Below are 17480 nucleotides of genomic sequence, written 5' to 3'. Positions count from 1 at the left end.
TACAACTCGAGAGTGACCAAGGATGCCCAGACCGAGGATGGCCCGACCGCCCAGCAGGCAAACCGGGCGCGCGCCGTCGTCACCGTCGACACCGGCGCCCGGCCCGCCGGCTCGGACGGACCCGACTACCTCCTCATCCACGGCATCGGCGTGAGCTCCCGCTACTTCGAGCGCATCATCCCGTTGCTCGCCCGACGCGCCAGGGTCGTGGCCGTCGACCTGCCGGGATTCGGCCGCGCTCCGAAGCCCGGCCGCGCCCTGGGCGTCGACGACTTCGCCGAGTGCGTTGCGGCGGTCGTCGACGAGCTCGGCCTGTCCGGATGCGTCGTGTTCGGTCACTCGATGGGCACGCAGGTGGCCACCAGGCTCGCCATCGACCGGCCGGAGGCGGTGGCGGCGCTCGCGCTGATGGGCCCGGTGATGGACCCGCGCGACCGGTCCCCGTTCCGCGCGGCGGCCCTCCTAGCGCTCGACTGCGCGGGGGAGCGTCCGCGCGCCAACTGGCTGGTGCTCAGCGATTACGCCCGCTGCGGCCTCCGGTGGTACCTCGCCGTTCTCCCCTCGATGCTGACCTACCGGATCGAGGACGACATCCCCCTGGTCGATTGCCCGGTGCTCGTGCTCCGCGGCGAGCGGGACCCCATCGCGCGTGCGGGGTGGGTGTCCGTCCTTGCGGCGTCGGCACGGCGCGGGGGAGCGAAGACCATCGACGGTGCCCGCCACCTCGCCATGCACACGCGACCGGAGGCGACGGACGGGCTGCTCGCCCTCCTGGCCGGTTCCGTCCGGTGACCGCGCAGCCCCTCCGGTGGGCGGGCGTCTCCCTCCGCAAGGCCGGAGTGTGGATGCTCGACTACCTGTACGCGGCACGGCACCAGCTGCGCGCCGCCGTGAGCCGCGACGACCCGGAGGTGCTCGCCGCTGGGCGGCCCGGCGCATCCACGGTCGTGCTGCTGCCCGGCATCCTGGAGACCTGGCGGTTCATGCTCCCGCTCGCCAGGCACCTGCACGACCGCGGCAACGCCGTGCACGTCATCGCCGCTCTCGGCCGGAACCGCCTGAGCATCGCGGACGGCGCCGAGCTGGTCGCCGCGCACCTGGACGAGCACGACCTGCGCGACGTGACGATCGTGGCGCACAGCAAAGGCGGCCTGATCGCCAAGCAGCTGATGTCGTCGCTGCCGGCCGGCGGGCGGGTTCGGCTGGCGGTGACCGTGTGCACGCCGTTCGCCGGATCGGTGTACGCACGCTACCTGCCGACGCGCAGCCTCCGTTCGCTCGCGCCGACCGACGCGTCGCTGCTCCGCCTCGGGCGGGAGAGCGCGGCGAACGAGCGCATCGTGTCGGTCTACGGGTGGTTCGACCCGCACATCCCGGGCGGAAGCGCGCTGGAGGGCGCGAGGAACGTCGAGCTGCCGGTGGGTGGCCACTTCCGGATCCTGGCGAGCAGGGAGCTGCTGGAGGTGGTGGACGGGTGCGTGTAGGCCGGGTGCGCGTAGGCCCGAGCTAGGCGAGGCTTCGGGCGCGCGCGACCTGGTCGGCGGTCAGCGCGTCCCCGTTGGGCAGGCTCACGATCGCCACCTCCTCGACGCCGAGTCCCGCGTAGACCGCGTGCAGACTGGCGACGACGGCGCCGACCGCCCCGGAGAAGTCGCCGAGCTCGGCCGTGGCGATGTCGGGGGAGATGCGGAGGTTCTGCTCCAGGGCGATCCGGTAGCGGTCGATGGAGGAGATGAGCGAGTTCGCGATGCCCCCTCCGAGCACGATCGTCTGCGGGTCGCAGGAGACCGTCGTGGCGGTGAGCACCACGAGGAGCGCCTGGTCGAAGTGCCCTCTGAGCGACAGCAGGCCGGGGCCCGCGTCGTCCGCGAACAGCTCGGCCGGCGCATCCAGGTGGAGTCCGGCCTCTGCCGCCCTGCGCAGGATCCCTCCACCCGTCACCATGTGTTCGAGCCGGGTGCCGAGGGGGCCGATCGGCAGCTGGCCGAACTCGCCGATCAGCCCGCGTTCGCCCTGCAGGATGCGTCCTTCGATGGCGAGACCGGCGCCCAGTCCGAAGCCGATCGTGAGCATCGCGGCGTTGGGGGCTCCGCGGGCGGCGCCGTAGTGCATCTCGCCGAGGAGGGCGTAGTTGGCGTCGTTGTCGAAGTGCATCGCCCGCCCCACCGCGCGCTGCACGGCGGCGAGGAAGGTGGGCGACTCGACCTGGAGCAGGTTGGGGGCGTTGGAGACGGTGAGGTCCCGCTGGCTCACTGCGCCGGGGAGGCCGAGGCAGACGTGCTCGACGCTGTCCCAGACATCGGCGGCCGCCTCGCGGACCGTCGCGGCGATCCACTCCACCAGTTCGGCTTCCGGCATGGTGGTCGGGGTGGGCGTCTCGGAGGCGAAGACCGGGCGGGCGAGCAGGTCGGCCACGATGATGCGGGTGTTGGATGCGCCGAGGTCGACGCCGACCACGTACGAGCGGTCGGCCACTATGTCGAGCTCGACCGCGCGGCGCCCTCTGGCCTCCGACACGATCTCCGTCGTCTCGCGCACGATGCCCTCGGCGAGGAGTTGATCGACCGAGCGGGTGACCGTTGCGGCGGAGATGCCGGTCAGCTCCGCGATCTGCTTGCGGCTGGCCGGACGCGACCCCATCAGGGCGGTGAGCACGGCGTTCCGGTTGATGGCACGGGTGTCTTGCACCGCTCCACCCCCTTTGTCTTCAGTGTGAACCCAAAACTAGCTCAGGATGCGGATCCGGCGCCACCCGCAGCCCGGATTTCGCAGGATTTACCACCCCGAAACCTGTCCGACACAAATTCACGCTTGACTTTGATTGCTTGTTGAAATCAAAATGGCTTCAGCAAGTCAACGGTGACGGGGTCACGAGATGCCCGGGGGACGCCACCGCACAGGAGTTCAACCCGGTCCCGGAAGGCAATCCACACATGAGCACAGCACATCCCACCCGGCGCCCCGGCGCCCGCGCCGCTTTGGTCGGCGCCCTCGCACTGGCCCTCGCGCTCACCGGCTGTTCGGCAGGAACAGCGGCGTCCTCCTCGTCCACCCCCGCCGAGAAGCCGAGCCTCGTGTTCGAAGGTCCCAACGGAGAGAAGCCGGGCGCGCTGTCCGAGCTGTCCCTCACCAGCGACGAGCAGAAGAAGGTCGAGGACGGCAAGTACACCGCGGCGTTCGTCTGGCACACCTCGTCCGACTTCGTCACGGCCGTCGAGAAGGGCGCCCGCGACGAGTTCAAGAAGCTCGGCATCGACGTGGTGGCGAGCACCCAGGCGAGCTTCAACGCAGCGACCCAGGCCAACAACGTCCAGACCGTGCTCGCCCTGCACCCGAGCATCATCGTCACGATCGCCGTCGACCCCACCTCGGCCGCCAAGGCGTTCAAGCCGGCCGTCGAGGCCGGGACGAAGCTCGTCATCATGACGACGCCGCCGGAGGGATACAAGGCGGGGACCGACTTCGTCTCGATCGTCACCGAAGACCTCGCAGCGGCAGGCAGGGACAACGCCGAGATCCTCGGCGACGCGCTCGGCAAGAAGGGCGAGGTCGGCTACCTGTCGTACAACGCGAACTTCTGGTTCACCAACCAGCGCGACAAGGCCTTCAAGGACTGGCTGGCCTACGAGTACCCGGATGTGAAGATCGTCGACTCCGAGGGCTTCGCCGACGAGACGGCGACGCAGACCATCGCGGCCGCGATGATCGCCAAGAACCCGAACCTCAAGGGCATCTACGTCTCCTGGGCGACAGCGGCGCAGGGCGTCGTCGCCGCCATCAAGGCATCCGGCCGCAGCGACATCAAAGTGGTCACGAACGACCTCGACACCACGCTCGGCGCCGCGATGATGTCCGGCACGAACGTCGCGGGCATGGTGGGCAACGGCTCCATCGGCATCGGCAAGGGCCTCGCACTGGCCGGCGCATACGGAGTCATCGGCAAGAAGGCCCCTGAGCTCGTCGCGTCCGTTCCGACCAAGGTCACGAAGGCCAATCTCGACGAGGCGTGGAAGGCCGACTACGGCGTGAAGCCGCCGGCGAGCGTCACCGGCTGACGCCCCCCCCAGAACGGCTGAGCGGCCGGACTCCCCCTCCGGCCGCTCGGCTTCCACCAGCAGCACACGAAACAGGCGGCACAGCGCGCGCGAGCGCCTGCCGCACGCACCATGAAGGAGAACGATGACACGGCAGGTCATGACCGTGCTCGGCCCGGTCGACCCGGCGGAACTCGGACGGGTGATGCCGCACGAGCATCTGCTGTCGCTCACGCCGGGCCCCTGGCTCACCGGGGGAACCAGCGACGACAGTGTCGACAGGGCGGTGGATGCGCTCGCCAGGCTCCGCGACCTCGGCTTCGGAACCGTGGTCGACCTCAGCCCGTACAACGTGGTCGGCCGCGATGCGAACGGCGACAACGCCGCGCAGCTCGTCGAGATCTCCCGGCGCAGCGGCCTCCACATCGTGTCAGGGACGGCCCTCTACCTCGAGGCGTACGCGCCGGGCTGGGCGCTCGACGCCGACCTCGACGCCCTCACCGCCCGCCTCATCCGCGACGCGGAGCAGGGGATCGGCGACTCCGGTGTCCGGGCCGGCGTGTTCGGCGAGCAGGCGACCAGCCTGGGCGAGATCACGCCGCACGAGGAGAAGTGCCTCCGTGCCGTTGCCAGGGCCCAGCGCGCGACGGGACTCGGCATCATGACGCACACCACGCACGGCACCCAAGCGCTGGAGCAGCTCGACATCCTCCGCTCGGAGGGCATCGACCTCGACCGCGTGGTCGTCGGGCACATCGACACCCAGCTCGGCTCCGAACTGCCGCGCCGGGTGATCGACGCCGGCGCCCGGGTGGCCGTCGACACGATCGGCAAGGAGGACTGGGAGTTCTTCCTCGGTCCGGTGCCCGACGCGCGCGACGACGGCGAGTACGCCAAGCAATCGTTCCACCGATCGGATGCTGGACGCGCCGACCTCGTCGCCGGACTCGTCGCGGACGGGCTGGCCGACCGCATCCTGCTCGCACAGGACCTGACCGGCGCGGAGGTGTGGATGAACCCCGGCACCCACGGCGCCCTCGGATACTCGTACCTCGGAACGGTCTTCGTGCCCGCGCTGCAGGAGCGTGGTGTCTCCGACGCCGCCATCGAGACGATGCTCGCGGCCAACCCCGCTGCCGTCCTGGAGGCCGTATGAGCGCCGCGCGCGCCGACGGCCGCTACGTCGTCGGCATCGACCTCGGCGGAACGAAGATCCGCGCAGGCATCGCGACCATCACGGGCGACGTCCTGCACGAGCTGACCCAGCCGACCCTCGACGGGCGCGAGATCGTCGCGCAGGTGACGGAGATCGTGTCCGCCCTCGCCGCGGCGGTCGGCGCATCCGGAGCAGCCGTCGTCGCAACGGCGGTCGGCGGAGCGGGAGTGCCGGACGCGGACGCGGGCCACTTCGACCTCGCGCCGAACCTCGGCGGCCTCGAAGGCTTCGGCGTGGTCGCCGAGCTCGAAAGGCGACTGGGGCACGCCGTCGTGATCGACAACGACGTGAACATCGCAGCGCTCGGCGAACTGCACGACGGCGTGGGAGCAGAGGTCGACAGCTTCGCCTTCGTCTCCGTCGGCACCGGCATCGGCGTCGGGCTCGTGCTCGACCGCCGCGTCTGGCAGGGCGTCCGCGGTGCCGCGGGCGAGATCGGCTACCTGCCGATCGGCGCCGACCCGCTCGACCCCGCCAACCACCGCCGCGGCCCGCTGGAGGAGGTCGTCAGCGGTGAGGCGATCGTCCAGCGCTACGAGCGCGCATCCGGCAGCACCGGTTCGACCACCGTCGACGTCTTCGAGCGCTCCGGCGACGGAGACCGGGATGCGGCGGCGTCGCTCGACGAGGAGGCGCGCTGGCTCGCCCACGCGATCGTCTCCGTCGACGCCGTCGTCGATCCTGGATTGTTCGTCCTCGGCGGCGGCATCGGCAGCCGCGAGGAGTTGCTCGCACCCGTCCTCCACTGGCTCGGCGAACTCGGCCGGCCGACGATCGAGGTGCGCATCAGCCGCCTCGGTTCCAATGCCCCCATCCTCGGCGCCGTCCGTCTCGCCATCGACGCCGCACTGCTCAGCACGGAAAGAGAAGCATCATGACTGTATCGACCACCGACGGCAGGATGACCGTCGGCGAACGGCTGCGTCACGCGGACTGGCGGCAGTACGTCGTCTACATCGGGTTCGTGGTGGTGTTCCTCTACTTCGCCATCACCCAGGGCGGCAACTTCCTCAACGGCACGACGCTGGTCAACATCATCACCCAGGCGACGCCGATCACGGTGATGGCGATCGGCACGGTGTTCGTGCTCAGCCTCGGCGAGATCGACCTCTCGATCGGCTCGACCGTCGCCCTCTCCGCCCTGGTCGCGGCCGTCACGCTGCAGAGCACGCACCAGTGGCTGATCGCGGCCATCGCCGGCCTCGCGGTCGGCGCCGTCATCGGCGCGGTCAACGGCATCTTCGTCACGCTCGTTCGGCTGCCGTCCTTCCTCGTCACGCTGGCGACGATGGGACTCATCACCGGCCTCGCCCAGCAGTCGACCAACCTGCAGTCCGTGCCGGTGACCGATGCAGCGTTCGGCTGGCTCTTCGGCGGTGGAACGCTGCTCGGCATCCCGATTCTGATCTGGTGGACGGCGGCGGTGACGGCGATCGGCTGGCACGTGCTCCGTCAGCGGGCGTTCGGCGCCCACGTGCTCGCCGTCGGCAACAAGGCGGCGGCTGCCGCGGTCAGCGGCATCAAGGTCAACCGCGTCCGGATGGCCGTGTTCATCGTCAGTGGAGTGACGGCGGCACTCGCCGGTCTGCTCTATGCGGGGCGGCTGGCCGGTGCGACGTACACGCTCGGCAGCTCGGACCTGATGAGCGTGCTCGCCGCCGTGATCGTCGGAGGAACCGCGCTCACCGGAGGAAAGGGCTCGATCATCGGCGCCCTGGTCGGCAGCCTCTTCATGAGCATGATCAACTACGGGCTGCTCCTCGGCGGGCTCACCGTCGCACAGCAGATGATCGTGCGCGGCGCGATCATCCTGGTGGCGGTCTCGCTCTCCCTCCGCGCCAAGAAGAGCAACTAGCCGGGAAGACAGTAAGGAAGACAAACGATGTTCCTCGACCTCCTCCGCCGCCGCAACCAGGCACTGCTCGACGCGGCCACCCGGTTCCACCAGAGCGGCGCCATCCCGCCCAACACCTACGTCATCGACCTGGATGCGGTCACCCGCAACGCCTCCGCCCTCGCGGCGGAGTCGGCCAGGCTCGGTCTCACGCCGTTCGCCATGACCAAGCAGATCGGCCGCAACCCGGACGCATCCCGTGCCATCGCGGCCGGAGGCATCGGTCACGCCGTCGGCGTCGACCTGGAGTGCGCGGTCGCAGCGGCGAGCGGCGGCCTGGCCATCGGCCACCTCGGCCACCTCGTGCAGATCCCCCGCCACTCGGCCGCGGACGCCGCGGCGCTCGAACCGCTCTACTGGACCGTCTTCTCGGAGCAGAAGGCGCGCGAGGCCGGTGCGGCGGCAACGGAACGCGGCAGGGTGCAGGACGTGCTGCTGCGCATCGCAGCTCCCGGCGACCGGTTCTACCGCGGCCACGAGGGCGGATTCGACGCAGCCGACATCGTCGCGGCGGCCGACAGGGTCGACGCCATCCCCGGCGTGCGGTTCGCCGGCATCACCACCTTCCCCGCGACCCTGTTCGACGCGGAGACCGGCACCGCCCGCTCCACCCACAACCTGGAGACCCTGACGACGGCGCTCCGTGCGCTCGAAGGCGCCGGCCGCACTGGCGTCCAGGTCAACGCCCCGGGAACCACGTCCGTGTCCGTCCTCGAGACCCTCGCCGCCGCAGGGGCGACGCAGGTCGAACCGGGCCACGGCCTCACAGGGACGACGCCGCTGCACGCCGCCCACGACCTCATCGAGGAGCCGGCCATCGCGTACGTCTCCGAGGTGTCGCACCTCTGGAACGGCGATGCGTACGTGTTCGGCGGCGGCCTCTACGTCGACCCCGTGCTCGGCGGGACCACGACGAGTGCCCTGATCGTCGGACAGGGAGCGGACACCGCATCCGCCCCCGAGCTGCTGGTCGACATGCCGGCTCCGGAGGCCATCGACTACTACGCCACCATCCCGCTCTCCGGCCGCACCGTTCAGCCGGGGGACACCGTGCTGTTCGGATTCCGCCCGCAGGTCTTCGTCACCCGCGGCCTCACAGCCGGCATCGCCGGGCTCAGCACCGGAAACCCCACCGTCGCAGGCATCTGGTCGGCCGACGGCTCTGCACCCATCACGACCGCGGCGGCGCTCGCCGCATCCGGGAGGACAGCATGACCCCCACCACCGCTCCGCAGGACACGACGGTGAAGCCGCTTCGGCTCGACGGCATCACCAAGCACTTCGGCGGCATCGTCGCCATCAAGCGCTTCGACCTCGAGATCGAGCCTGGCGAGATCGTCGCCCTCGTCGGCGACAACGGCGCTGGCAAGTCGACGCTGGTCAAGATCATCTCCGGCATGTACCAGCCGACCGACGGCGAGATCTGGGTCAACGGCGAGCGGGCCAGCTTCCGCGACCCGTCGGACGCCAGGAGCAGAGGAGTCGAGGTGGTCTACCAGGACCTCGCGCTCGTCGACCTGCAGCCGGTATACATGAACCTGTTCCTCGGCAGAGAGCTCAGGCGCAAGCCCTTCGGAACGCTCGACCGCAAGACGATGGCCGCGCGCACGCAGGCGCTCGTCGACGAACTGGATGTGCGCATCCCGTCGGCGCGTGCCACGCTGAGCGACCTCTCCGGCGGCCAGCGCCAGGGGATCGCGATCGCCCGGGCCACCCACTGGGCCAGCAGCCTGGTGCTGATGGACGAGCCGACCGCCGCCCTCGGCGTCGCGGAGACCGCCAAGGTGGAGGAGCTGATCCTGAAGCTGAAGGAGCGCGGGGCCGCCGTGCTGATCGTCAGCCACAACATGGAGCAGGTGTTCCGGGTCGCCGACCGCGTCTCCGTGCTGCGCCGCGGAACGCAGGTGGGCACCAAGCGCATCGACGAGACCAGCCACAACGAACTGGTCGCGATGATCACGGGGCTCAGCTCGTGAGCGGCGAAACCGTCGCCGGCCACCGGATGCGCGCGGAGATCGCCGAGCAGCCCGACCGTTGGCTCGACCTCCTCGACGCCCGCGCGTCGATCGACGCCGCGGCAGAGCTGATCACGTCGCAGCGGCCGGAACTCCTGGTCTTCGCGGCACGCGGGTCGAGCGACCACGCCGCGATGTACGCCCAGTACCTCGCCCACAACTTGCTGCGCATCCCGGCGATGCTCGCGACCCCGGCCAGTGTCACCGGCTTCGGCACCCAGCTCGCCTTCCCGCGCTCGGTCGCGCTCGCCGTCTCGCAGTCCGGCAGCTCTCCCGACCTGCTCGCGACCGTCGCCTCCATCGCGGCGGCCGACGTGCCGGTGATCGGTTTCTCCAACGATCCGGGCAGCGCGCTCGCCGGGGCCGCCGATGTTCACGTCTCGCTTGCGGCGGGCCCGGAGACGTCGGTCGCCGCCACGAAGACGTACACCGCCGAACTCCTCGCTCTCGCGCTGACCCTGCACCGCGCAGCCGGAACAGGATGGCCGGAGCTCGACGAGCGCGTGCGCGGGATCGCCGCCTCGGTCGCAGCCGACCTCGCCGCTCCCGCAGCCGTGGACGCCGCGGTCGCAGCCCTCTCCGGCGTCGACAGGGTGATCGTCGTCGGCCGCGGATACTCGATGTCGACCGCCCGCGAGGGCGCGCTGAAGCTGATGGAGACGAACGCGATCGCGGCCTCGGGCTGGAGCGCGGCCGACGCGACGCACGGCCCGCTCGGCCAGGTGGTCCCCGGCTCGGTGGTGGTCGCCCTCACCGGCAGCCCCGCCGGACGCGACTCCGTGCTGTCGTTCGCCTCCGGGGCCACGGCACTCGGCGCACGCGTGATCGAACTCGGCCCCGGTCTGGTCGACGGCGCCGCCGTGCACCTCCCGCTGGACGAGCAGGACGACGAACTGCTTCCCCTGCGCGAGATCGTGCCGCTGCAGCGCATCGCCCTGGAGCTGGCCGTCGGCCGCGGCCTCGACCCGGACAACCCCGCGGGGCTGAAGAAGGTCACGCTGACCGTGTGACGCTCCCGCGGCCGTTCCGCCGCCGCCCTTCGAGTTATATAGTTAATGCATATAAACCAACTCGAAGGACGCACTCTTTTGCCACCCACCGGCATGTTCGCCAAGGATCACCCGCACTACAAGTGGGTCGCGCTCAGTAACACCACCCTCGGGATGCTGATGGCGACGATCAACTCGTCGATCGTCATCATCTCGCTCCCCGCGATCTTCACCGGCATCAAGCTCAACCCGCTCGAACCGGGCAACGTCTCCTACCTGCTCTGGATGCTGATGGGCTACATGCTCGTCACCGCCGTGCTGGTCGTGATGTTCGGGAGGATGGGCGACCAGTTCGGGCGCGTGAAGATCTACAACGCCGGGTTCGTCATCTTCACCGTGGCCGCCATCGCGCTGTCGCTCGACCCGTTCACCGGCGGACCTGCCGCGATGTGGCTGATCGTGTGGCGGTTCGTGCAGGGCGTCGGCGGCGCGGCGCTGTTCGCGAACTCGACCGCCATCCTCACGGATGCGTTCCCCGCCAACAAGCGCGGGTTCGCCCTCGGCCTCAACCAGGTCGCGGCCATCGCGGGAAGCTTCATCGGCCTCATCGTCGGCGGGGTGCTCGCCGAGATCGACTGGCGTGCGGTGTTCTTCGTCTCCGTGCCGATCGGCATCATCGGGACCATCTGGTCGTACAAGTCGCTGCACGAGGTGGGCCAGAAGAACCCGGGCAGGATCGACTGGATCGGCAACGCCACGTTCGCGGTCGGCCTGATCGCCCTGCTCACCGGCATCACGTACGGCATCCAGCCGTACGGCGGAAGCTCGCAAGGCTGGGGCAACCCGTGGGTGCTGGGCTCGATCATCGGCGGCATCGTGCTGCTGGCGGCGTTCGTCCTGATCGAGCTGCGGGTGAAGTCGCCGATGTTCGACATGCGGCTGTTCCGCATCCGGTCGTTCTCGTCCGGCATCTTCGCCGGGTTCCTCGCCGCCATCGGGCGCGGCGGCCTGCAGTTCATGCTGATCATCTGGCTGCAGGGCATCTGGCTGCCGCTGCACGGCTACAGCTACGAGTCGACGCCGCTCTGGGCCGGCATCTACATGCTGCCGATCACGGTCGGCTTCCTGGTCGCAGGGCCGATCTCCGGCGCGCTGTCCGACCGGTACGGCTCGCGCGTCTTCGCGACGGTCGGCCTCTCGCTCGTGGCGGTCACCTTCGTGGGCCTGCTGCTCATCCCGGTGAACTTCGACTACTGGCAGTTCGCCGTGCTCACCGGCCTCAACGGCATCGGCTCCGGCCTGTTCTCGTCGCCGAACCGCACCTCCATCATGAACAGCGTGCCGGCGAACGAGCGCGGGGCAGCATCCGGAATGGCGGGCGTCGCCCTCAACGCGGGAAGCTCGCTGTCCATCGGCATCTTCTTCTCGCTGATGATCGCCGGCCTCTCCGTGGCCCTGCCGACGGCGCTCACGAACGGGCTCACCACGCACGGCGTCCCGCACGCCGTCGCGACGCAGATCGGCGCGACCCCTCCGGTCGGCAGCCTGTTCGCCGCCTTCCTCGGCTACAACCCGATCGCGAGCCTGCTCGGGCCGACGGGCGTGCTCAGCAGCCCCCACGTGGATGCGGCCACCCTCACCGGCAAGGAGTTCTTCCCCCAGCTGATCTCCGGACCGTTCCACGACGGCCTCGTCGTCGTCTTCATCGCCGCCGCCATCATGAGCATCATCGGAGCTATCGCCTCATTCGCAGGCGGCGGCAAGTATGTTCATGAGGAGAAGATCGCAGAATCCCGGGCGGTCAGCGAAGAAGGCGAGGAAGTCGGTGCGAGCCGCGCATAGCGTGAAGGAACGACCGTGGTGACCGAGAAGGGGCGGTCCGTGGACGGACGCTCCGCCCTGAACGACGACGACCTCGCCGGACGCCTGGCGCTCGCGGTCGGCCGCCTCAACCGCCGGATGCGCTCGTCGACCGGCGACCTGAGCCACGGCCAGCTCTCCGCGCTGTCCACCATCGTCCGCCGCGGGCCGCTGCGCCCCGGCGAGCTCGCCGCCATCGAGGTTGTCGCCGCCCCGACCATCACCCGCGTGGTCGCCGACCTCGAGTCGCGCGGCCTGGTGCAGCGCGAGCCGGACCCGGACGACGGCCGCTCGTCGTTCGTCAGCGGCACCGAGGCCGGCATCGAGCTGCTCCTGCGCGCCCGCTCCGACCGGGCCCGCACGGTGCAGTCGATCATCGCCGAGCTGACACCGGAGCAGGTCACGGCGCTCGCGGCGGCCCTGCCGGCGCTGGAGGCTGCCGCGCACGTCTCCTAGCGGCGCCGGCCGTCGTCGCGCTCCGTACCCGCCGGCTACGCGCGCTCGACGGGCGCCTGGAGTTCGGTGACCCAGTCGGGACCCGGCTCGTGCCCCGCCGCCTCCAGGTAGACCTCACGCGTCGGACCGGTGATGCGATAGCCGTCCGCGGAAAGCTGATCGATCAGGGCCATCCAGGAGTCGCCGATGCCGGACATGTCGCCCCGGTGCAGCCGCGTCGCCGCCAGCGGGACCGCGGGAAGCTCGACCACGTCGTAACCGTCGCCCGGTTGCGGCGGATTCTCGGCGGGATACGAGATGGAGACCGCCATCCCGCCGTCGTCGAGCGGTTCGTACCAGAACGTGGAGGGGGCGAGAAGGGGACGCCCTGCCGCGGTCAGCGCCTGGTCGAGCGCGCCGATCAGGGGTCCGACGACGGGGCCGACCTTCTCCGGACCTGTGCCGGGTGCCGTTCCGCGCACCGCATAGACGGTGACCGCATCCAGCGGCCGATACTCGATGGGTGTCGACATTCGTGCTCCTTCGCAGCGCAACGCAGTGGCAGCGTTGTTCCCCGAACATACCGGTCGGCCGCCGTCGGCGTCGCGTGCACCGGCCGCCTCGTCAGATCACGAAGACCGCGACGGTCACGGCGACGCCGACCGCCACGAACACCGTGTCGCGCGCGCGCCAGCGCGACGGGGCGCGCTCCGTGCGGGTCGGGTGTGCGCCGAACGCCCGCGACTCCATCGCCAGCGCCATACGCTCGGCGTGCCTGATCGACGACGCCAGCAGCGGCACCACCGCGGCGAACGCGCGCCGCACGGCCGCGACGGGACCCCATCCCCCTGCGACGCCGCGCACCCGCTGGGCCTGCCTGATCAGCGCCAGCTCGCTGCCGAAGCGCGGCAGGAAACGGTAGGCGGCGATGGCCGTGTATCCGATCCGGTACGGGATGCGCAGCTGCGCGACGAGTGAGCGGGCCAGGTCGGGCCCGGTGGTGGTGAGTCCGCCGACGAGCGCGAGGGACACCAGCGCGCCGAGCCGCAGCGAGGTGGCGAGGCCCACCGCGAACGCACCGACGGTGTAGTGGAACTCCCCGACGGAGAACAGGATGCGCTGGTCCGCGACCCGGGAGGCGTCGGTCCAGAGCCCGAAACTCAGCGCCATCACCAGCACGACCGCGGGCAGCACGAGCAGTAGCCCGACGACGATCGACGGACGCAGCCGGGCGCCGACCAGGATGAGCAGCACGGCGATGACGATGAAGATCAGCGGCGTCAGGATGTCGCGGGTGAACAGCAGCGCCACCCAGGCGGGGACGACGGCGGCCACCTTCGCGAGCGGGTTCAGGTGGTGCAGGAAGCGTCCGGCGGGCGCGGCGCTGGTGCCGTACGGGTCGGTGGAGAGGAAGGTCACGGCGCATCCCCTCCCGGCAGGTCGGCGAGCCGGGTGACGTGGCTCCAGCCGGGCACTCCGCCGAGCGCCCTGGCGAGCGGCGGCTGCCGCAGCCCGCTGCGTTCGAGCAGGGCGGCGTCGGCGAGGATGTCTGCGGTCGGTCCGTGGGCGGCGAGCGCGCCGTCGACGAGCACCGCCGCGTGCGTGGCGTACTCGGCGACCAGCTGGAGGTCGTGGGTGACGATGATCACCGTGGTGCCCTGCTCGTTGAGCTCGGCAAGCATGGTGAGCAGTTCGGTGGCGCGCTCGCGGTCCTGACCGAACGTCGGTTCGTCGAGCACGAGCACGGGGGCACCGGCGATCAGCGCGGTCCCGACGGACAGCCGCCTCTTCTGCCCTCCGGACAACAGGTATGGATGCGCGTGGCGGTGCCCGGCGAGGTCGAGCGTGCCGAGCATCCCGTCGACGCGGCGCGCGATCTCGTCGGCGGGGGTGCGTCGCACGCGCAGGCCGTACGCGAGCTCGTCCTCGACGGAGTCGGCCACGAACTGATGCTCGGGATTCTGGAACACGAACCCGATGGCCGCGGTCAGCTCCGCGACGCTCGCGCGGGCAGGGTCGATCCCGCCCACGGACACGGTGCCGCGCGGCGGCCGCACCACCCCGGCGATGGCCTGCACGAGCGAGGTCTTCCCCGCGCCGTTCGCGCCGAGCACCGCGACGAAGTCGCCGCGACCCACCCGCAGCCGCACGTCGCGCAGCACGGTGCGCTTGCCGCGCCGCACCTCCAGTCCGCGCACGTCGACGGCGGGCTCGGTGGGCGCCTCGGGGCGCTCGGGCCGGTGGCGCTCGCCACCCGCGAACGCAGCTCCGGCACCCGCCACCACGTCCGCCAGCTCCTCCGCCGTCACCGGCAGCCGCTCCACGTCCCACCCCGCCGCCCGCAGCCGCAGCCCGGCGAGCGTCGCCACCGGCAGCCACACGCCGAGCGCCGCCAGCTCCTCCGCCCGTTCGCGGAACACCGTCGCGACCGGTCCGTGCGCCACCTGCCTGCCCGCGGCATCCAGTACCAGCACCGTGTCCACCACCGGCATCGCCGCATCCAGATTGTGCTCCACCAGCACGACAGCCCTGGTCGAGCCCGGCCCGGTGAGCGTGGCGAGCACCGCGTAGACCTCTTCCGCTCCGGCCGGGTCGAGGTTCGCCGTCGGCTCGTCGAGCACCAGCACCGGGGCCTCCAGGGCGAGCGCGCAGGCGATGGCGAGGCGCTGTTTGCCTCCTCCGGAGAGCGTGTCCGGGTTGTCGCCCCTGCGCTCCCACAGCCCGACGGCGCGCAGCGCGGCCTCCGCGCGGGCGAGCACCACGTCGGCGGGCACCAGCTGGTTCTCCGGGCCGAAGCAGACCTCGTCCAGGACCGTCGCGGTGACGAGCTGCGCATCCGGATCCTGGAACACCGTGCCGACGTGCTCGCTCAGCTCGGCGACCCGCGCATCCACGGTGTCGACGCCCGCCACGAGCACCGAGCCGTCGAGGGTCGCGGGGACCGCGTGCGGCACCAGGCCGTTGAGGGCGAGGGCCAGCGTCGACTTGCCGCAGCCGCTCGGACCGAGCACCAGCAGCACCTCGCCGGGGTGGAGGTCGAACGTCACGCCGTCGGGCGTCCACTGGTCGGCACCGTCGTGCCGGATGCGCACCCCGCGCACCGACAGCGGCGGGGACGCGGGCTCGGGGGCCACGGCGCTCAGAGCGACAGTGTCGGCGATGGCGCGGCGAGCAGCGGCAGCGCGTCCGGGCCGGCGTCCCCTCCGCTTCCGCGGCGCGCGCGCACCACGGGCAGCTGCAGTCCGCGGCCCGCCCCCGTGCGGTCGAGCCCGGCGGCGACGGCGCGGCCAGCCCAGGTGAACAGGATCGGCGACACCACGAACAGGCCGATGTGCAGCACCTGCACCCACGGCTGGCTCTGCTCCGCGCCCTGCGCGATGTACACGCCGATGCCGAACACCAGCCCGGCCACCGTCACGGCCGCGTAGAACAGCCACGCCCTCCAGTAGCGGTAGAGCGTGACCGCGAACGGCAGTTCCTGCAGCAGCCCGATCGACCCGGCCGCCATCACCGCTGCGAAACCGATCGGCTGGAACGGCACGGAGACCAGGCCGGCGATCACCGAGGTGATCAGCGCGACACCGCCCCGGCGCAGCAGGGCCTGGGCGATCACGCCCGGCAGGAAGTACACGCCGATCACCGCGCCGTAGAACATCGGCGCAGCGGCGGCGAGCGTGCCGGAGATGTAAGCGCTGATCGAGAACACGATCCCACCGGCGACACCGATCGCGGCGCAGGTGAGGAGGAGTCGGGTGCTGGTGTTCTTCATGTCCCCACCAGCGTAGATGAGGTAAGGATTACCTTACAAGCGCGCCTCTGGGCGGGAGAAGATGTTCACGAGGTTGCCGTCGGGGTCGCGGACGATGGCGGAGCGGTTGCCCCACGGCATCGTCGTGGGTTCCATCACGACGGCGGCGTCGGCGGCGGCCGCCTCGGCGCCCCCGATGGCGTTCCGGATGCGCGCGAACTCCGCATCCACGTCCTGCACCTGGAACTCGATGACGACGGAGGCGTTGCTGCCCGGGCGCGGGGCCTGGTCGCCGAGCATGGCGACGGTCGCTGTGCTGCCGATCGCGAGCGTGGCGCTCTGCGTGCGGAACTCGGCGAACACCGGCGCAGGGCGCGCGGCGGGGGTGCCGGTGACGAGCTCGTAGAAGTGCGCGAGCCTGTCGACGTCGTCGGTGATGATCCTGATCGAGGCGAAGTCCATGAGGGTCCTTTCGAGAGAGTCCGACCGTGATCCGGCCGGTTGACTCCATCGTGGGCCGCCGAGGCGACACCGTCCTGTCGGTGTTTAGCGGGAGTTTTTCAGTCCGCATCCCGGCCGAGGCCGACAGAGCGCAGCTCGCCGTACGGGATCTCCAGGTCTTCCGCCCGCAGAGTGCGCTCCGGCGCTCGCTCGCCGGTCGGGGTCGCCCGCACGATCCGGTCGCCTTTGAACGCCCGGATGCCGTCGCGGAGGCGGCACCAGCCGATCAGATACCAGTCCGTTCCCTTGCCGACGTAGCCGAGAGGCTCCACGTCGCGCACGGTTTCCGATCCCGCGCGGTCGCGGTAGGCGATCGTGAGCACGCGGCCGGAACCGAGCGCGCCGCCGAGCATGTCGCTGAGCGCGGACGGTGCATCCCGGACGGGACCGTCGTCGAGCAGGTGGATGCGCGCCGCGAGCTCGGCGGTCCGTGCGAGCCCGCGCTCGTCCATCACCGCCGCCACCTTGCGCGCCGCGGAGGCCGCAGCGCTGCCGAACGGGCTCGCCGCGAGCATGCCGAGCCCGATGCTGACGGCGAGCGCTTCGTCCGGGGTGAAGCCCAGCGGCGCGAGGGTGTGTGCCGGGTCGATGCAGTACCCGCCCGTGCGGCCCTGCTCCGCCCAGATCGGCACGCCGGACTGCTGCAGGGCGGACAGGTCGCGCTCGATCGTGCGCGTGCTCACCTCGAAGCGCTCGGCCAGCCACCGCGCGCTCCGCGCCCGCGGCGCGACGGCCCGCAGCTCCTCCACCAGCGCATACAGCCGGTCCGTGCGGTTCATGCGTCGACG

The 17480-nt window shown here is 70.9% G+C and carries 18 protein-coding genes; 11 read left to right on the top strand and 7 right to left on the bottom strand.

Annotated elements, in window-relative coordinates; translation table 11 throughout:
* The first annotated feature begins 12 nt into the window (after positions 1 to 12).
* Together HF024_RS16750 and HF024_RS16745 are read left to right on the top strand one after the other, a co-directional pair.
* The gene (locus HF024_RS16750) at positions 13 to 792 is read left to right on the top strand and encodes an alpha/beta hydrolase (protein ID WP_168690339.1); all 780 of its coding nucleotides are present in this window, start codon (positions 13 to 15) and stop codon (positions 790 to 792) included.
* The gene (locus HF024_RS16745) at positions 789 to 1484 is read left to right on the top strand and encodes an alpha/beta hydrolase (protein WP_247597167.1); all 696 of its coding nucleotides are present in this window, start codon (positions 789 to 791) and stop codon (positions 1482 to 1484) included. The genes HF024_RS16750 and HF024_RS16745 overlap by 4 nt, the downstream gene beginning before the upstream one ends.
* A gap of 22 nt (positions 1485 to 1506) precedes the next feature.
* On the opposite strand, the gene HF024_RS16740 is transcribed toward HF024_RS16745, so the two are convergent.
* Positions 1507 to 2688, bottom strand: a complete 1182-nt coding sequence (locus HF024_RS16740) for an ROK family transcriptional regulator (protein WP_168690338.1) — start codon at positions 2686 to 2688, stop codon at positions 1507 to 1509.
* Positions 2689 to 2933: 245 nt separating this feature from the next.
* Here HF024_RS16740 and HF024_RS16735 point away from each other — a divergent pair, with 245 nt between their 5' ends.
* The 9 genes from HF024_RS16735 to HF024_RS16695 all read left to right on the top strand — a co-directional run bounded on the left by HF024_RS16735 (position 2934) and on the right by HF024_RS16695 (position 12464).
* Entirely contained in the window at positions 2934 to 4055 is a 1122-nt protein-coding gene (locus HF024_RS16735) for a substrate-binding domain-containing protein (RefSeq protein ID WP_085370515.1), read from the top strand.
* Positions 4056 to 4179: 124 nt separating this feature from the next.
* Positions 4180 to 5190 (top strand): aryldialkylphosphatase, encoded by a 1011-nt coding sequence (locus HF024_RS16730; RefSeq protein WP_168690337.1) that lies wholly within the window; start codon positions 4180 to 4182, stop codon positions 5188 to 5190.
* A complete protein-coding gene (locus HF024_RS16725) occupies positions 5187 to 6128 on the top strand; it encodes an ROK family protein (RefSeq protein ID WP_168690336.1) in 942 nt (313 codons plus the stop codon). The genes HF024_RS16730 and HF024_RS16725 overlap by 4 nt, the downstream gene beginning before the upstream one ends.
* Positions 6125 to 7105: an ABC transporter permease gene (locus tag HF024_RS16720; RefSeq protein WP_085370512.1), complete on the top strand. Its 981-nt coding sequence runs from the start codon at positions 6125 to 6127 to the stop codon at positions 7103 to 7105. Before HF024_RS16725 ends, HF024_RS16720 begins: the two co-directional genes overlap by 4 nt.
* Positions 7106 to 7132: 27 nt before the next feature.
* Complete coding sequence (locus HF024_RS16715) at positions 7133 to 8359, top strand: alanine racemase (protein WP_168690335.1); 1227 nt, start codon at positions 7133 to 7135, stop codon at positions 8357 to 8359.
* Positions 8356 to 9120 (top strand): ATP-binding cassette domain-containing protein, encoded by a 765-nt coding sequence (locus HF024_RS16710; protein WP_085370510.1) that lies wholly within the window; start codon positions 8356 to 8358, stop codon positions 9118 to 9120. The genes HF024_RS16715 and HF024_RS16710 overlap by 4 nt, the downstream gene beginning before the upstream one ends.
* On the top strand, positions 9117 to 10169 hold the full coding sequence (locus HF024_RS16705; protein WP_168690334.1) for an SIS domain-containing protein: 1053 nt from the start codon (positions 9117 to 9119) through the stop codon (positions 10167 to 10169). Before HF024_RS16710 ends, HF024_RS16705 begins: the two co-directional genes overlap by 4 nt.
* 78 nt (positions 10170 to 10247) lie before the next feature.
* Entirely contained in the window at positions 10248 to 11990 is a 1743-nt protein-coding gene (locus tag HF024_RS16700) for an MFS transporter (RefSeq protein ID WP_168690333.1), read from the top strand.
* A 15-nt stretch (positions 11991 to 12005) separates the two neighbouring features.
* Positions 12006 to 12464, top strand: a complete 459-nt coding sequence (locus HF024_RS16695) for a MarR family transcriptional regulator (RefSeq protein WP_247597166.1) — start codon at positions 12006 to 12008, stop codon at positions 12462 to 12464.
* Positions 12465 to 12499: 35 nt separating this feature from the next.
* On the opposite strand, the gene HF024_RS16690 is transcribed toward HF024_RS16695, so the two are convergent.
* From HF024_RS16690 to HF024_RS16665, 6 genes are all read right to left on the bottom strand, one after another.
* The gene (locus HF024_RS16690; RefSeq protein WP_168690332.1) at positions 12500 to 12976 is read right to left on the bottom strand and encodes a GyrI-like domain-containing protein; all 477 of its coding nucleotides are present in this window, start codon (positions 12974 to 12976) and stop codon (positions 12500 to 12502) included.
* Between the two features lie 91 nt (positions 12977 to 13067).
* Positions 13068 to 13862 carry an energy-coupling factor transporter transmembrane component T gene (locus tag HF024_RS16685; protein WP_168690331.1) on the bottom strand — a complete coding sequence of 265 codons (795 nt, stop codon included), beginning with the start codon at positions 13860 to 13862 and terminating at the stop codon, positions 13068 to 13070.
* A complete protein-coding gene (locus HF024_RS16680) occupies positions 13859 to 15577 on the bottom strand; it encodes an ABC transporter ATP-binding protein (RefSeq protein WP_247597165.1) in 1719 nt (572 codons plus the stop codon). Before HF024_RS16680 ends, HF024_RS16685 begins: the two co-directional genes overlap by 4 nt.
* Before the next feature lie 5 nt (positions 15578 to 15582).
* Positions 15583 to 16212: an ECF transporter S component gene (locus HF024_RS16675; protein WP_168690330.1), complete on the bottom strand. Its 630-nt coding sequence runs from the start codon at positions 16210 to 16212 to the stop codon at positions 15583 to 15585.
* 33 nt (positions 16213 to 16245) lie between these two features.
* Positions 16246 to 16653, bottom strand: a complete 408-nt coding sequence (locus HF024_RS16670; RefSeq protein ID WP_168690329.1) for a VOC family protein — start codon at positions 16651 to 16653, stop codon at positions 16246 to 16248.
* 98 nt (positions 16654 to 16751) lie between these two features.
* The gene (locus HF024_RS16665; RefSeq protein WP_085370502.1) at positions 16752 to 17471 is read right to left on the bottom strand and encodes a WYL domain-containing protein; all 720 of its coding nucleotides are present in this window, start codon (positions 17469 to 17471) and stop codon (positions 16752 to 16754) included.
* Positions 17472 to 17480: the final 9 nt, after the last annotated feature.

Origin of the sequence: Leifsonia sp. PS1209 (genome assembly GCF_012317045.1) — a bacterium.
Classification (GTDB): Bacteria; Actinomycetota; Actinomycetes; order Actinomycetales; family Microbacteriaceae; genus Leifsonia.
The sequence above is the reverse complement of the archived record's forward strand: the minus strand, read 5'-3'. Positions and strand labels throughout refer to the sequence as shown.

What these genes read in the sequence shown, in the direction of transcription:
- HF024_RS16735 (WP_085370515.1), top strand. Translation starts at nt 2,934, where the DNA reads ATGAGCACAGCACATCCCACCCGGCGCCCCGGCGCCCGCGCCGCTTTG.
- HF024_RS16710 (WP_085370510.1), top strand. Translation starts at nt 8,356, where the DNA reads ATGACCCCCACCACCGCTCCGCAGGACACGACGGTGAAGCCGCTTCGG.
- HF024_RS16665 (WP_085370502.1), bottom strand. Translation starts at nt 17,471, where the DNA reads ATGAACCGCACGGACCGGCTGTATGCGCTGGTGGAGGAGCTGCGGGCC.
- HF024_RS16675 (WP_168690330.1), bottom strand. Translation starts at nt 16,212, where the DNA reads ATGAAGAACACCAGCACCCGACTCCTCCTCACCTGCGCCGCGATCGGT.
- HF024_RS16720 (WP_085370512.1), top strand. Translation starts at nt 6,125, where the DNA reads ATGACTGTATCGACCACCGACGGCAGGATGACCGTCGGCGAACGGCTG.
- HF024_RS16725 (WP_168690336.1), top strand. Translation starts at nt 5,187, where the DNA reads ATGAGCGCCGCGCGCGCCGACGGCCGCTACGTCGTCGGCATCGACCTC.
- HF024_RS16670 (WP_168690329.1), bottom strand. Translation starts at nt 16,653, where the DNA reads ATGGACTTCGCCTCGATCAGGATCATCACCGACGACGTCGACAGGCTC.
- HF024_RS16715 (WP_168690335.1), top strand. Translation starts at nt 7,133, where the DNA reads ATGTTCCTCGACCTCCTCCGCCGCCGCAACCAGGCACTGCTCGACGCG.
- HF024_RS16730 (WP_168690337.1), top strand. Translation starts at nt 4,180, where the DNA reads ATGACACGGCAGGTCATGACCGTGCTCGGCCCGGTCGACCCGGCGGAA.
- HF024_RS16690 (WP_168690332.1), bottom strand. Translation starts at nt 12,976, where the DNA reads ATGTCGACACCCATCGAGTATCGGCCGCTGGATGCGGTCACCGTCTAT.